General features: G+C 64.9%; 11 protein-coding genes. 10 read left to right on the top strand and 1 reads right to left on the bottom strand.

Going from position 1 to position 14723, the window contains the following annotated elements; genetic code table 11:
* Window position 1 precedes the first annotated feature (1 nt).
* The 10 genes from HNQ39_RS02410 (at window position 2) to HNQ39_RS02365 (ending at window position 12967) form a co-directional block, all read left to right on the top strand.
* Window positions 2-355, top strand: a complete 354-nt coding sequence (locus HNQ39_RS02410) for an STAS domain-containing protein (protein WP_184192361.1) — start codon at window positions 2-4, stop codon at window positions 353-355.
* Window positions 356-393: 38 nt separating this feature from the next.
* On the top strand, window positions 394-1557 hold the full coding sequence (locus tag HNQ39_RS02405; RefSeq protein WP_184192360.1) for an alkaline phosphatase family protein: 1164 nt from the start codon (window positions 394-396) through the stop codon (window positions 1555-1557).
* Window positions 1554-2945 (top strand): O-antigen ligase family protein, encoded by a 1392-nt coding sequence (locus HNQ39_RS02400; protein WP_184192359.1) that lies wholly within the window; start codon window positions 1554-1556, stop codon window positions 2943-2945. The genes HNQ39_RS02405 and HNQ39_RS02400 overlap by 4 nt, the downstream gene beginning before the upstream one ends.
* Entirely contained in the window at window positions 2933-4423 is a 1491-nt protein-coding gene (locus HNQ39_RS02395; RefSeq protein WP_184192358.1) for an MATE family efflux transporter, read from the top strand. The genes HNQ39_RS02400 and HNQ39_RS02395 overlap by 13 nt, the downstream gene beginning before the upstream one ends.
* Before the next feature lie 15 nt (window positions 4424-4438).
* Window positions 4439-6451 (top strand): GumC domain-containing protein, encoded by a 2013-nt coding sequence (locus HNQ39_RS02390; protein ID WP_184192357.1) that lies wholly within the window; start codon window positions 4439-4441, stop codon window positions 6449-6451.
* 44 nt (window positions 6452-6495) lie between these two features.
* The gene (locus HNQ39_RS02385) at window positions 6496-7677 is read left to right on the top strand and encodes a glycosyltransferase family 4 protein (protein WP_184192356.1); all 1182 of its coding nucleotides are present in this window, start codon (window positions 6496-6498) and stop codon (window positions 7675-7677) included.
* Window positions 7674-8885, top strand: coding sequence for a hypothetical protein (locus HNQ39_RS02380; protein WP_184192355.1), 1212 nt, complete (start codon window positions 7674-7676; stop codon window positions 8883-8885). Before HNQ39_RS02385 ends, HNQ39_RS02380 begins: the two co-directional genes overlap by 4 nt.
* Complete coding sequence (locus tag HNQ39_RS02375; RefSeq protein WP_184192354.1) at window positions 8882-9730, top strand: polysaccharide deacetylase family protein; 849 nt, start codon at window positions 8882-8884, stop codon at window positions 9728-9730. The genes HNQ39_RS02380 and HNQ39_RS02375 overlap by 4 nt, the downstream gene beginning before the upstream one ends.
* A 40-nt stretch (window positions 9731-9770) precedes the next feature.
* The gene (locus HNQ39_RS02370) at window positions 9771-10499 is read left to right on the top strand and encodes a phytanoyl-CoA dioxygenase family protein (RefSeq protein WP_184192353.1); all 729 of its coding nucleotides are present in this window, start codon (window positions 9771-9773) and stop codon (window positions 10497-10499) included.
* 155 nt (window positions 10500-10654) lie between these two features.
* Window positions 10655-12967, top strand: a complete 2313-nt coding sequence (locus HNQ39_RS02365) for a sensor domain-containing diguanylate cyclase/phosphohydrolase (RefSeq protein ID WP_184192352.1) — start codon at window positions 10655-10657, stop codon at window positions 12965-12967.
* Window positions 12968-12981: 14 nt separating this feature from the next.
* On the opposite strand, the gene HNQ39_RS02360 is transcribed toward HNQ39_RS02365, so the two are convergent.
* The gene (locus HNQ39_RS02360) at window positions 12982-14712 is read right to left on the bottom strand and encodes a TPR end-of-group domain-containing protein (protein ID WP_184192351.1); all 1731 of its coding nucleotides are present in this window, start codon (window positions 14710-14712) and stop codon (window positions 12982-12984) included.
* Window positions 14713-14723: the final 11 nt, after the last annotated feature.

Here is a 14723-nt window from a genome sequence, read left to right as displayed (position 1 = left end):
AATGGAGCTTACTAAGACCTACCTAGAGAATGGCGTTTCCTATATCGTCCTCAATATCCACAAGCTGGACATGAGCAACACGGTCGAGTTCAAGAAAAAGATAGTACAAGTTGCCCAGGGCGAGACCCAGGTGATCCTGGACATCAGCCAAGTGGAGTTTGTCGATAGCTCGGGGCTGGGCTCGATCCTCTCCTTCCTGCGCGACCTGCGCACCCGCGGCGGCGAGCTGCGCCTCTGCGGTGTCCAGCCACGGGTCATGGCGATGTTCGAGCTCGTCCGCATGCAGAAGATCGTTCCCATCGCCGCCAGCGCGGAAGATGCCCAAGCCGCCTTCGCCCTCCCCAAGGCAGCGTAGTAACGTCCACATGGAAAGACACCAGAAGGCAGGAGAAGATGGCACGACAGGGAACCCTCGCACTCTTTGTTTTTATCGACGCGCTCGGCTGGGAGCTGCTCCAGAAGAACCCGTTTCTGACAGAGCTCGCGCCCGTCCGCACGCGCCTAGAGACCGTGCTCGGGTACTCCTGTACCTGCGATCCGACCATTCTCACGGGACGACTCCCCCGTGAGAATGGTCACTTCTCCTTCTTTGTCTACGCCCCCGAGCGCTCGCCCTTTGGCAAGCTCCCGTGCAGCCTGCTGGGGCTCCTTCCGACCGCTGTCACCGACCGCGCACGGGTGCGAAGCAAGATCAGCCAGCTCTACAAAAAACAGCTCGGCTACACGGGCTACTTCAACCTCTACGCGGTCCCCTTTCACCGCCTCCCCGACCTGGAGTACACGGAGAAGCGCGATCTCTACCAGCCACAAGGGATCAATGGGGGCCAAAAAACCCTCACCGATGACCTGCGCGCGGCCAATATCCCACACTTTGTCTCGGACTGGCGCAAGGACGACACGGCCAGTGTGGCGGCACTCGCCGAGGCACTGACCACGCAGAAGCCCCGCACGGCCTATCTCTACCTGGCGGGCATGGACGGCATCCTGCACGCGGAGGGGACGAACTCCGAGCGGGTGCGCCAGAAGCTGGCCTGGTACGACGAAAAACTCACGGGGCTGGTGGCGCAGGCCCAGACCCAGTACAGCGAGGTCCGCCTGCATGTCTTCTCCGACCATGGGATGACCAACGTGACCAGCACCTGCAACCTCATGGCCCAGATCGAGGCGCTCGGGCTGGCCTGGGGCAAGGACTACGCCGCGGTCTACGACTCGACGATGGCGCGCTTCTGGCTCCTCTCGGACAAGGCACGCCAGGCGATCCCCGCCGCGCTCACCAAAGAGCCCCAGGGCCGCATCCTCACCGACACGGAGCTGGAAAACTTCGGCTGCAACTTCGCCGACAAGCGCTTTGGAGACCTGTTCTTCCTGCTCAACCCGGGCGTCTTGCTCTGCCCCAGCTTCATGGGAACCCGCCCGATCGCGGGGATGCACGGCTACGACCCCGCAGACAAGGACTCGGCGGCGAGCTACCTCTCCAACACCCCCACCGACGCGCTCCCCCACCGCCTCACCGACCTCTATGGCCTGATGCGCGCGGAGTCCGGCCTGAAGACGTGAAGTATGTTGTCTTCTTCCTCATGCTCTGCGTGGGGGTGCCGCTGCTCGCCAACCGGGCCGTGATCGATGCCAAGGTCCGCGGCTTGCTGGCAGGGGGGATCTTTCTCTTTGCGCTCCTGGTCAAGCAAGGCAAGGTCAACTTTGTCTCGATGGAGACCTACCGCGGCCCCGACCGAGGCTTTGAGGTCTGCACCTGCGACCTGATCGCCCTGGCACTCTGCATTGTCCTGCACAAGAAGTACCCCGAGAGAATTGTCAAGTTCCCCCCCGGAAGCTGGCTGCTGCTAGCGCTCTATATCATCGCAACGATCTCCGTGGCGGGCGCGGAGTTTAAGCTGGTCTCGTTCTTCTCGCTGTTCAAGTGGGCGCGCGCCTACGGCATCTACTGGATCACCTACAACATGCTGAGGATGCCCTGGCCGCGGCGCAATATCTGGCTGGGAATGGTGATCGCGGGCTGGACCCTCTTTCTCTGGGCGCTCAAGGACAAGTACATCGGCCATGTCTACCGGGTGGCGGCCTGCTTCGACCACTCCAACACCGTCCCGCTGTTTATCAACCAGTTTCTCCCCGTGCTGGCCATGTGGGGCCTCACCGACAAGAAGCTCAGCAATGCCCAGTCGGTCCTGAGTACGATCGGCTGCCTAGGGCTCTGTGTCGCCAGCCAGAGCTCCTTCTCGCGCCTGGGGATGCTACTCTCGGTCAGTGGCTTCTTTGGCTCGCTCCTGATCGCCAATATCTTCTGCCGCACCAAGCGTGTCCGCGGCGTGACCGTCTTTGCGGTGACGGGAGTGATTGTCGGGGGGCTTCTCGCCCTGCCGTCGATCATGGAGCGCATCCGCACCGCCCCCGAGGAGAGTGAGCTCGCCCGCAAGGAGTTCAATATCGCCGCCAAGAAGATGGCCGAGGACCACCCGTTTGGGGTTGGGGTCAATAACTTCTCCCACGCCCTCACCAAACAAGCGCGCTACAGCCAGTTCATCACGGTGATGGAGGACGAGGACGAGGCGGGGGTCTGCCACCATATCTACAACCTGACGGCGGCGGAGCTGGGCAAGCCGGGGCTCTATGTCTTTGTGGTGATCCTGGTCTACTTTGGGGGCAATGCACTGATCGGCTTCTGGAAGAACCGCCACAACATGGTCGGCTGGCTCTGCATGAGTGTCTTTATCGGGGAGTGCGCCCTCCACGTGAGCGGCTTTGCCGAGTGGGTGTTTCGTATCACCCCCGTGACCTACATGTACGCCATCATGGCCGGCCTCGCGATGGGGCTCAAGGACGGTGGCGGCTACGACCTGATCCCCCAGAAGAAAAAGCCGGTCAAGAAGCTCAAAGCGCTCGAAGTGCAGGAATTACAAGCCGTTGAGGAGGCTCCATGCGCGGTTTAAAAGGCAATGTCTTAGCCAGCTACGGCCGGTTCTTGGTCGTCATGGCGGTGCAGTTTGCGCTCACGCCCATCATTCTCAAAGCCGTGGGCGCAGAGGACTTCGGGCTCTGGTCGCTGACCTTTGCCGTGATGGGCTTCTTGGGGCTCATGGACGGTGGCCTAGCGACCAGCGCGGTGAAGTTTATCGCCGAGTGCCGCGGCAGCGGAGACACGGAGCGGCGCAATAAGATCGCCAGCACGCTTTTAGCGCTCTATCTGGGGCTCGCCGGGGTCGCGACTGTCGCGGTGTTCGCTCTCTCGCTGGGCTATGTCCACTGGTTCCACCTCCCGGAGGCCAAGGCCGGGGTCGCGCTCGCGCTGCTCTGGCTGCTGGCGCTGCGCTCGGTGATCTTCGCCCTGCCGCTCTCGCTGTTCCATAGCCTGCTGTTTGGCGAGCAGAAAAACGCCCTGCTCAGCGCGGTGCAAGCGGGGGCGACCGTGGTCTACGCCGCCGCGGTCTGGGTCGCCCTAAAGCTCGGAGCCGGAATTATTATTGTCGGTGCTATCAATCTTGCGGCCATGCTTGCCGAATATGGAGTGTATGCCCTTCTGGTCCGCCGCGTTGTCCCTGGACTCAAGCTCTCGCTCGGCCTGGCGGAGCGGAGCCAGCTCAAGACCCTGATGGGGTTCTCGGGCGCACAGCTCCTGGTCAATATCGCGCAGCTGGTCCGCCTGCGCACCGACCCGATCCTGGTGCAGCTCTTCTGTGGCCTGGAGCCGGTGGCGGCCTACGCCGTGGCGCTCCGGATCGCGGAGAGCGCCCTGCTGCTCATCAAGCAGGCGGTCAATGTGCTGGCCCCGGTGGTCGCGCAGCTCCATGGAGCCGGCGAGACCGAGAAGATAAAGACGCTGTTTGTGCGGGGCTCGAAGTTTGTGCTGGCCGGTGCCAGTGTGCTCAGTGTGGCGATTGCCTGCCTGGCACGAGAAGTAGTGACGCTCTGGGTGGGGCCACAGATGCAAGGCGCGGTGGTCCCGCTGGTTGTCCTGCTGGGCGCGATGGCCCTAGCGGCACCGCAGCTCGTGGCGGCGCTCGTGCTGGTGATGACCGGGCACCACGGGTTCTCGGCGCGGGCCCAGACAGTCGGGATGTTTTTAAACGTGGGCGCGAGCCTCGTGCTGGTCCGAGTCTTTGGGCCGGTCGGGGTGGCGCTGGGGACCCTGGTGGCGACCGTGGCAGTCGATGTCTTTACGGTCTTGCCCCGAGCCTGCCGGTGCGCGGGAGTGGGGGTTGGGCACTATCTCGCGACCGTGTTTGGCCCCGCTCTGGTGTGTGGTGGCGCGCAGGCTCTGGTGACCCTGGGGCTCAAGGCGGTCCTGCCCGCCCCGACCCACCTGCTGGGGATCCTGCCCCTGGCCGTGCCAGGTGCGCTGGCCTTTGCCGGCCTGTTTTTGGTGGCGTTCACCCGCCCCGAGGATCGGCGATGGCGCAGGAAAAAGTAAGTAGTTTACGCAGCTATGGACGAAGAAGAGGAAGAGGACGACAAGCCCAAGGCTCCTGCCAAGCCGCCGCTGGATATCAAGCGGCTCTTGCTGGGGGCACTGCTACGCTGGCCACTGATCGTGGTCGGTGTGGCCCTTGGCACGGCTGCCATCAAGCCGGTCTCGGGGCTCCTCGATAAGCAGAAGAAAGAGTCCAAGGCGGAGACGATCCTCAACTTCCAGCCCGTGGGAGAGAACGCCCGCTATGTCGATGCCAAGACCACGGTCGCGACCCTCAAGGACACCCTCAAGATCCGAGAGAACATCCTCACGGCCAAGGAGCGCCTCGGGCTAGAGGACTCCGCAGAGGCCATTGGGAAGGCGATCGATGCCCATATCCAGAAGAACACCACTCTCCTGGTGATCGAGACCAAGTGGCCAACCGCACGGGGTGCCGCGGAGCTCGCCAATACCATCCGCGATGTCTTTCTGGAGCGCTACCAGGCCCGTGTCCAGCTCAAGCAGCAGCGTGAGATCGGGGACCTGCGCAAGCGCCTGGAGCGGGTGCGGGCCGCCCTCAAGCAAAACGATGTCCAGCTCCGCGCCTTCACCACCGCCAATAAGATTGTCGATATCGAGAAAGAGTCCCGGGCGCTCCTGGAGGAGTACAACAACTACGGGGTCTTGCTGGAGCAGGCCCAGGCCGAGCGCAAGACCGTCGAAGAGCAGGCCATCAAGCTCGATAGCGCGATCAAGGAGCTCAAGGACCGGGTCAAGGCCGAGAGCAAGAACATGGCCCAGCTGGAGAACCTGGCCGATGTCAACACCCGGATCGAGCGCCTCCGAGACACCATCCGCGAGGACAAGGAGACCCGCAAGAATGTCGCCCTGCTAGAGCTGCGCCGCCGCGAGCGCGACCGCGCCAAGCAGCTCCTCGACAAGGGCTTTATCTCCCAGGCGGAGTACGACCGGATCAACAGCGAGTTTGAGGTCCAGCGCACCCTCACTGAAGAGACCGAGCAGACCGAGCGCTGGCGCTCGGAGCGCGCCAAGCTCCAGCAGCAGATTGTCCCCGGCGGCTCCGAGGGTGCTGCGCCGTCGGCCCCGATCCTCCAGACCATGCTGGTACGCACCTTCGATATCCAGCTCCAGAAGATCGCGGTCCAGAAAAAAGTCCTCTCCCTGGTCGAGGCCCGTGCACGGGTGAAGTCCCGCCTCGACCTCATGCCCGGCTTCCAGCAGCAGTACGACTCCCTCAAGCGCAATATCAGCGGACGCGAGATCGAGCGGGGGGAGATCGAGAGCCGGATCGCACAGAAATCCCGCGACGCGGAGTCGTCGCTGCAGGACTTCACCATTGTCTCCGAGGCAAGCGCGGCACCGGAGGCGGGTAAGAACCCCATGAAGGCGCTCATCCCCCTGGCCCTGCCGATTGTCGGGGGCATTGTGGGGCTGGCCCTTGCAGTGGTGCTCTCGCTCAAGAAGCCCAAGCCGCCGAGCTCGGGGATGACTGCGGTTCCCCTGCTCAGCACGATTCCCAAGCGGGGCACTCCGGAGTACAACCGCCGGATCGGCCTGCTGGCACGCCGCCTACGCCAGCTCGCCCCCCAAAAGGGAGCCAGTATCGCGCTGGAGGCCCTGCCCCTGGTCGATGGCGGTGCTCTGCTCCGGGTCGTGGTGGCGCTGGCGGTCTACCTCAGCAAGCGGGGACAGAGTATCGCCCTGATCGACACCCGCCCCGACTCCAAGCCCGGCAACCTGCTCACCGGCCAAGACCCCACCCCATCGGGGGGCCACCCGACACGCTTTAGCGGGGTCCACTGGTTTGGCGGCCCGGTCGATCCTCAGAGCCTGCGGGGCTCCTACGATCTCTTCTTGCTGCTCGGGCCCCAGTCGAGCGAGCTGGCGGCGCACACCCTCTTTGTGGGTCTCCCCGGCAAGGCCAAGCCCAAGGCCCTCAAGAAAGCCAGCGCGGGCCTGAGCGAGCACACCGAGCTCAATGGCCTGGTCTTGCTGGATGTTGCAGAGAGAAATCTCTTATCACTGTAGGCGATTTAACGCGACTTTAACGCGACTAGGACAGGGTAGGTACCATGAAGAAGCTACATGTCGTCTGGGTAAATGAAACGGCAGACTCCACGGGGGGATGTGAGCGCTACATTCGTGAGACCGCGGGGCACCTAGAGGAGCGTCACGGTGTCCGCTCCACCCTGCTCTACCGCGATGTCCGTGAGGCGATCGCGCCGGGGGTTCGTGAGGCCTTCACTGGGGGAGTCTTCCCGCTCGTGGCGCTCCGGGAGCAGCTCGAGAAGCTCAAGCCCGATGTGGTCTATGTCCACCGCCTAGTCGAAGAGGACCTCGCGGCCCAGCTCGGCAAGACCTGCCAGGCGCTCAAGATCCCCGCCCTGCGCTTCTTCCACGACCACAAGCTCTTCTGCCCGCGTGAGCACAAGTACACCGTGGTGGGGCGCAATACCTGCACCCAGACCGTAGGGATGAACTGCTTTACCTGTGGGGGCGTGGTCAACAAGGCAGGGCGCGGCTTCCGCCTGACCCTCCCGATGACCCTGCTCGGGCAGCAAGAGGCCTCCCGGCGCGCCTACACCGGCTTTGTGCTCGGCTCGGGCTACATGGCGCGGCACCTCCAGGCGCACGGCTTCCCCCAAGAGCGCCTGCACACGCTCCCCCTCTATGCCGACCCGCCCCAGCTTCCCCCGCTTCCCTTTGCGGAGCGCGACTCCCAGCAGCTGGTCTTTGCCGGCCAGCTCGGGGCGATGGGCAAGGGAGTCGATACCCTGCTTCAGGCCCTCCCGCTGGTCAAGAACCCGGTGAGCCTGGCGATCTACGGCTCCGGGAAGTTCGAGGGGCGCTACAAAGAGCTGGTCGCCCAGCTGGAGATCGGCAGCAAGGTGCAGTGGAAGGGCAAGGCCAGTGGCCAGACCCTCGAAGATGCCTTCCGTCGCGCCGCCGCTGTCGTGGTGCCGTCGCGCTCCCCCGAGACCTTTGGCCTGATCGGTCCCGAGGCGATGCGCCACGCCACCCCCGTGATCGCCACCACAGTCGGGGGGATCGGCGAGTGGCTGGAGGACAATGTCACCGGCCTCGCGGTGCCGTCGAACGACCCCGCCGCCCTCGCCCAGGAAATCGACCGCCTGCTCTCCGACCCGGCCCTGCGCGCTCGGCTGGGAGAGACCGGGCGCCAGCGCTACTTCGAGCGCTTCACCCCCGAGCACCACACCGACAACCTACACGCTCTCTTAAGGAAACTCGCATGACCGAGCGCTACACCCTAGAAGGCGGCCCTGCGGTCGAGGCACTGCTCCAGCAGATCATCGCCGATGTGCGCGCCGCGCTGGAGCCGCTCCTGCCCAAGGACCGCTGGACCAGCCTGCTGCTGATCGGCGGCTACGGGCGCGGCGAGGGCGGGGTCGAGACCCTCCCCGATGGCACGGAGCGCCCCCACAACAACCTGGACTTCTTGCTGGTCACCCGCCAGCTCTCTGGTGGCGATTCCAGCACGCTCAAGACACAGCTCGATGCCGCCCTAGCGACCCTGGCAACCAAGCACAGCCTCGGGCTGGACCTGGGCATGATCGACGAAGCCAAGCTGCGCCGGTCGCCGGCGCTGGTGATGTGGTACGATGCCCGCTTCGGCCACAAGACCATCCTCGGCGACCCCCAGCTCATGCCGTCGCTGACACAGTTCTCCCTGGAGAGTGTCCCCTTCTGGGATATCCGCAGCCTGCTGGTCAACCGCGGCACCCTCTTTGTCATCAACGACATGCTCCTAGAGCGCGGCCTGGAGAGCGAGACCGAGCGCCGGACCGTGGTCAAGCACGCGGTCAAGGGGATTATCGGCTACGGCGATGCGCTGCTCTTTGCCCACGGCCAGTACGACTGGAGCTACGCCGAGAAGCGCCGCCGGATGCAGCAGAGCCCCGTGGTCCCCGAGCGCTTCAAGGCACTCTACGAAGAGGCGATCGCCTTCCGGTTCCGCCCCGACTACAGCCGCTTCGCCCACCGCGACCTCAAGCTCTGGCAGCTCGACCTGCGCTGCCAGCTCAGCGATGTGCACCTCAGTGTGGAGCGCCAGCGCCTGGGCAAGCCCGGCCTGTGCTGGGACGGCTATATCGAGACCGCCCTGAGCGCCAACCTCCGCCCCGAGCGCCAGAGCCTATTGCGCCAAGGCGCGCGCCTGGTGCGCGGGAGCGCGATCCCCGCCCCCGCCTCCCTCTCCCTCGCCGCCGCGCTTGGGGTGCGGCTGGGCGGCCCGCGCGAGGTGCTCTCCGCCGCCTTCCCCGCAGTCGCCTACACCCTCCCCGAGCTCCGGGAGCGGGGGCTCGCCCGGGAGCTCCTGGGCAGTGCGGACCTGAGCCCCGCCGCGCTCCGCCGTGCCTACCTGCGGACCTGGCGCACCCACGGCGATATCAACTTTGCTACCGTGGTCCAGAAGCTGGGCCTGACCCTAGAGGAGACCCCATGATCTGTCTAACCGGTGACCTACACCACACCAGCCTCCAGACCGGCAACCAGAAACACTGCGATATCACCGAGCTCCAAGTGGCGCAGCGCTACTTAAAGATGCTGGAAGAGGCCAATGTCAAGGTGACCTTCTTTATCTCGGGGAAGTGCTTCGCCGAGGAGTGGGACGATGTCAAGCCGCTGGTGGGGAGCGAGCTGGTGGAGCTTGGCGGCCACAACTACGACTGCTTCCAGTGCCAGCTCTTCCACCGCGCCTGCAAGAAGCTGCTCGGGAGCTACAACGGCCCGCTCTGGTGGCAGACCCGCGATGCCCAGAAGACGATCGATATCATCCAGAAGAAGACCGGGCAGCGCATCTCCTGCTGGCGCAACCACATGTATATGCACGGCCCCCACACTGAGAAAGCGCTCGCGGCCTGTGGGATTCAGGTCTGCTCCGACGGTGTCAAGAAAGACTCTCACGGCCCTGAGCAGCACCCCGACGGGATCTACAACCTACCGATCAATATCCTCCCCGACCACGAGCACCTCTACCACGCCGAGCGGACGCCCGAGTGGGTGGACTGGTGGGTCAAGCGCTACAACTGGAGCGATGACTTCGGGCCGCAGAGCTACTATGTGGAGGAGTGGACCGAGCACGTGCTGGAGGGCCTGCGCCAGAACGAGGCGGCGGGCAAGACCAGCACCCTGATCATCCACCCGATCACGCTCTACCTCTGCGACAAGCTCAAGTCGTTTGAGCAGATCCTGGAGTACATCGCCTCCCGCCAGACCATCCATGTCCGCGAGCAGCTCCCCACCCCCGCCAGCGCAACCACAAAACCCACGCTCGCCCGCGCTGCATAAACGCCGCCGATTTCCAATCGGCGGGGCGTATAATAACCCCATGGTCACCGATGAACAGATAGCCGCCTTTCGCACGCAGGGATTTGTACACATCCCCAGTGTGATCTCGCGCGATGAAGCCGCACACTTCTACGAGGCCGCCCTCGACTACGCCCACCGCAACCCGCCGCTCTCCCACCGCCCGGTCTTCGACCAGCATGTCAATGTCTGGACCGAGGACGCCGCGATGCGTGAGCTGACCCTGCACCCCAATCTTGCGGCGGCGGCCAAGGCGCTCAATGGCACCCCGCTACGCCTCTGGCACGACCAGATTCTCATCAAGCAGCCCCACAACAACGCCGCCACGGAGTTCCACCAGGACCAGCCCTACTGGCCGCATACCACATCGCCCAACCCGATCTCCGCCTGGATCGCCCTCTGCGATGTGCCCGTGGAGAAGGGCTGCATGACCTTTCTGCCCGGCTCGTTTAAGCACACGGACCTGCCCGCCCAGAGCCTCGCCGACCCTCGGAGCCTCTTTGGGATCGAGCCCGAGTTTATCTGGTTCCCCCGTGTCACGGTCCCTCTCAAAGCGGGCGACTGCACCTTCCACCACGGGCGCTGCGCCCACATGGCGACCCCGAACCTCACCGACGATCCCCGGGTGGCGCATATCGTGATCTTTATGGAGCATAGCACGACCTACAGCGGCAAGCCCCACGTGGTCACCGATCCCCTCGGCCTGACCGTGGGAGAGCCTCTTGCGGGCACACTCTTTCCAGAAATTTAACCATCGCACGCCTTAAAAGCATAATTAAATATCCGCTATACACCGACTATATGTCTTAGAACACCAGTATTCCGGTCGCACTTGCGTTAGGGTAACCCGCTCTTATGTCCACCCCCTTTACCTCGCGGAATCCGCCTCTCGACGAGGAGCAACGTATGCTCCTTGAAGAGCTTGTCCGTCTGCGAGAAGACCACCAGACCTGCCAGAAGCGCTTTCAGGAGTCACAGGCGCTGTCGCAGTGTGGGAGCTGGGAGTTTGACCCGACGACAGGCCTGGGCTGGCTCTCCCACGAGCAGCGGCGTCTCTTCAACCTCTCCCCCGACGAGACCGATACCTCGCCGGAGGTCGTGCTGAGACACCACCACCCCGACGATATCCTCAAAGTTCAGGCGCTCATCCAGCAAGCGATCCACGATGGTAAGCCCTTCACCACCGAGACTCGGGTCCTCTGCGACGATGGCACTGTCCGCTGGCTCCACGCCGAGGGACGCCCGATGTGCGATGCTACCGGAAACGTGGTCCGGCTCATCGGTACGACCCTCGACATCACCGAGCGTAAGCGGGCACAAGGCGCTCTTGAAGATGGGCACCTGCGCCAGCAAGCCCTGCAAAAAGCGGCGCTCGATGCCGTTGTCTCCATCGATACCCAGGAGCGTGTGCTGGAGTGGAATGCCGTGGCTGCGGAGCTCTTTGGCTACTCCGCAGACGAAGCCCTCGGGCGTAACCTCGCAGAGCTGATCATCCCCCCCGCCCTCCGCGAGAGCCACAGACGTGGGATCGCTCACTTTCTCCAGACCGGTGAGGGACCGGCGCTCAATCAGCGCATCGAGGTCCCTGCGCTCCACGCCGATGGCACCGAGTTCCCGATCGAGCTCACCGCGGTCCCCGTGCAGCTTCAAGACGAGCTCTACTTCACCGCCTCGATTCGTGACCTGCGCCCCCGAGAGGCGGCCATCGAGGCGCTACGCCAGCAGCAGCAAGAGACCCACTCCAGCGAGCAGCGGCTCCAGCTCGCGCTCTACCACGGGGCGATGGGGCTCTGGCATGTCGACCTGGTCGCTCAAGAGTTTCTCTATGTCTCCGAGCGCTCCAAGACACTCTATGGCTACGCGGAAGACGCGCACTTTACCTGGGCAGACTGCCTCCAGCAGATCCTCCCCGAAGACCTCCCTCAGGTGGAGCAGACGATCCAGGATGCCTTGCAGAGCACCCTCTCCGCGACCGTGGAGTTTCGTATTTATCACCCTGATGGGAGTGTCCGCTGGCTCACGGCACACGGCGCGGCGATTGAGGACAGCTCCGGGGCACGCACACAGCTGATCGGGGTGAGCCAGGATATCACCGAGCGCAAGCGGCTGGAGGAGCAGCGCGAGGAGGCCCTCCGTGAGGCGCAGGAGCGCGCCGAGCGCGATCCCCTCACCCACCTCTTCAACCACCGCAGCTTTCACCGTCGCCTAGAGGAAGAGACCAACCGCGCCCAGCGGGAGAACACCACCCTCGCGGTGATCATGCTGGACCTGGACAACTTCAAGTTCTTCAACGATGCCTACGGCCACGCGATCGGGGACGAGGTCCTGCGCCTGCTGGCCCTGCGTCTCCAGCACATCTGCCGCCCCTACGACACCCTGGCGCGCTTTGGCGGCGATGAGTTCGCGCTGATCTTCCCCAATATCGGTGCGACCAGCATCGCGGACCTGGAGGCGCGTATCTACAACGACATGAGCGGGCTCTCCTACCAGCCAGAGGGCTACGAGAGCGCGGTTCCCCTGACCATCTCGCTCGGTGTCTCGGTCTTCCCCGACGATAGCCGGAGCCGGAGCGAGCTGGTCGAGCTCGCCAGCGCCCAGCTGCGGCGTGCCAAGAGCGGCGGGGAGAGCGATAGCGAGGCTGAGAGAACCCGCCTGCGCATGAGCAAGGCCCTGGAGGGCTTCTCCATGCTCGATGCGCTGGTCACCGCAGTCGATAACAAAGACCGCTACACCCGCCGCCACTCCGAGGACGTGCTGGGCTACTGCCTCCAGATCGCCCGGAGCCTGGGGCTGGACGCGGAGACGCAGCACACGCTGGCGGTCGCGGCGCTCCTGCACGATGTGGGCAAGATCGGGGTCCCCGATGCAATCCTGCGCAAGCCCGGCAAGCTCACGGAGATGGAGTTTAACGCCGTCCGCCAGCACGCCGCGATGGGTGCCGCCATTGTCAGCGCCGTCCCCGGCCTAGAGTCCATCCTAGACTGTGTCCGCCACCACCACGAGCGCTGGGACGGCACCGGGTACCCGTCGGGCCTAGGGGGCGAGAACATCCCCCGCCTCGCCCGCCTGATGGCGGTCGCCGATGCCTTCTCCGCCATGACCACCAACCGCCCCTACCGCCAAGGCATGCCCTGCGAGAAAGCCCGCGCGATCCTCAAAGACGGTGCCGGAACCCAGTGGGACCCCACCATGGTCGAGGCCTTCCTCGCCTCGCACTAGGATGAGCCCCTCCGCTAGCGCACGGTAAACGGGACGATGGCGCGGCTTGTTGCCTCTAGGGGGCCGCTCACCGCCACGATCCGAAGCTCGTGCGTGCCCGGTGCGAGGCCGCGGGGGTCGAGCTTGAGCGGCTTGCCGGGGAGCGCGGTCGCCTGGCGCTTGCCATCCACGTAGAGCTCTAGGCGCGTGGCTTGGGAGGCAACCACTTTCACGGTGCGCGGCGCGGTCACGAGCTCACCGGGCTTGATCCCCGCGACAAGCGGGTTTGTCGGGTGGGCCCATGGGCGGCAGAGCGGGTCGGCGATCAGGAGCTGCTGGTAGGGGCCGGTCACCGACTGGAAAAATGCCTCGGCGAGGGTCGCGCCGCTGGCGTAGTAGACATGCACAAAGGGCGTGGGGAACTTGCCGGGGACATTGTAGGGCTCGGTGACCGTGCCGCACGCGCCCGCCGCGCCGTTCTTGAGGTACTCCGTGAGCAGGGTCTGGCCCGCACCCGTGAGAACCCCACCGAAGCTGGTGAGGTGGTCGCAGAACGCGCCAGGGAGAAGGGTCGCCCCCGAGGCCTTCCAGTCGAAACCCGCGACCCCCATCATGGTCCCGGCCACCTGCGCGCCTTGGGGAGGGATCGCCCCCGCCAGGTTCTCCCCCTTCACCCCTAGCGGCTGAAGCGCGGCCACCGCCGACGGAAAGATCCACTTGCGCGGGCCGGTGCGTGCCCAGTCGGTCGAGGCCATGTAGTAGATCGTCCCCGCCGGCTTGCTCCCATCCGCCCCCACGCTTCGCTGGAGCCGTGCCAGGATCTCATCGCGGCTCTCCGTCTTCTCCCCCACGTGACCGAGCAGCGCGGAGAGCAGGTAGCGCCGCCCAGCCTGACCGGGGCGGCTCCAGAGCGAGACATTGTGAAACGGCGCAGGCGGCTCGCTCTGCACCGCGGTCTGGCGCATGCGCTCAAGCAACGCCTTGAAGTCCGGGCGGGCGCGCAGGCTGGTCAGGTCACTGTCCGCCTCCGTGAGGCCCGCGTTCATCCAGCCCGCAGCGGCGGCGGCGGTCAGCGCCACCATCGCATCGTCGGGGAGCCTCCCCAGCGCGAGCGTGCAGGCCAGGTTGTAGAGCAGCTCGGGCGACTTTGCAGGCGTGGCCTGGAGCTGCAGCGCGAGCTTTGCCGCCTCGGCCAGCCACTTCTTCTCGTCGGCGCTGGCGCTCCCGGAGGGCGCGGCCTGGGCGTGGGCGTAGACCGCGCTCAGGTCCGGCAGCGCACCCGTCCCCGATGCCTGGAGCTTGCGGGCGTAGAAGTTGGCGTCCAGCTCCAAGTAGCCTGTGTCGCGGCGGAGCACTTGCTCGTAGAGGTAGGTCAGGCCGGTCAGCGAGGCCGGGTTGGTCTGGAAAAACGCCAGCTTCTTGCCCTTGGTATCCGCGCTCACATCGACACTGTAGGGAAAGCCCGGCGCGTAGACCACGCCGTCGATCTGCGCCGTCAGCCCCCGCTCCCGGATCGCCGCAAGAATCGGCAGGAGGACCTTTGCCCGGAAGTCGTCCACCCCCAGCGTGTTGCCCGTGGGAATCCCGGTCAGCGTGATCCGGTTGCTCGCGGGAATCTTCCGTAGCTGGGCGTAGGTATCGGCGACCGCCACCGAGTCGGGGTTGTCGCCATTGACCACCAAGACCCAGCTCTCCGGGCCGCTGGCACGGGCCAAGGGGGTCAGGAGAGCGAGCGCGGCGAGTGTCGCGAGAAAAGCGTGCTTCATGCTCCAGAGTG

Origin of the sequence: Armatimonas rosea, from assembly GCF_014202505.1 — a bacterium.
Lineage (GTDB): Bacteria > Armatimonadota > Armatimonadia > Armatimonadales > Armatimonadaceae > Armatimonas > Armatimonas rosea.
Note: the sequence above shows the minus strand (reverse complement) of the source record. Positions and strands in the feature narration are given on the sequence as shown.

What these genes read in the sequence shown, in the direction of transcription:
- HNQ39_RS02410 (WP_184192361.1), top strand. Translation starts at nt 2, where the DNA reads ATGGAGCTTACTAAGACCTACCTAGAGAATGGCGTTTCCTATATCGTC.
- HNQ39_RS02405 (WP_184192360.1), top strand. Translation starts at nt 394, where the DNA reads ATGGCACGACAGGGAACCCTCGCACTCTTTGTTTTTATCGACGCGCTC.
- HNQ39_RS02395 (WP_184192358.1), top strand. Translation starts at nt 2,933, where the DNA reads ATGCGCGGTTTAAAAGGCAATGTCTTAGCCAGCTACGGCCGGTTCTTG.
- HNQ39_RS02390 (WP_184192357.1), top strand. Translation starts at nt 4,439, where the DNA reads ATGGACGAAGAAGAGGAAGAGGACGACAAGCCCAAGGCTCCTGCCAAG.
- HNQ39_RS02385 (WP_184192356.1), top strand. Translation starts at nt 6,496, where the DNA reads ATGAAGAAGCTACATGTCGTCTGGGTAAATGAAACGGCAGACTCCACG.
- HNQ39_RS02380 (WP_184192355.1), top strand. Translation starts at nt 7,674, where the DNA reads ATGACCGAGCGCTACACCCTAGAAGGCGGCCCTGCGGTCGAGGCACTG.
- HNQ39_RS02375 (WP_184192354.1), top strand. Translation starts at nt 8,882, where the DNA reads ATGATCTGTCTAACCGGTGACCTACACCACACCAGCCTCCAGACCGGC.
- HNQ39_RS02370 (WP_184192353.1), top strand. Translation starts at nt 9,771, where the DNA reads ATGGTCACCGATGAACAGATAGCCGCCTTTCGCACGCAGGGATTTGTA.
- HNQ39_RS02365 (WP_184192352.1), top strand. Translation starts at nt 10,655, where the DNA reads ATGCTCCTTGAAGAGCTTGTCCGTCTGCGAGAAGACCACCAGACCTGC.
- HNQ39_RS02360 (WP_184192351.1), bottom strand. Translation starts at nt 14,712, where the DNA reads ATGAAGCACGCTTTTCTCGCGACACTCGCCGCGCTCGCTCTCCTGACC.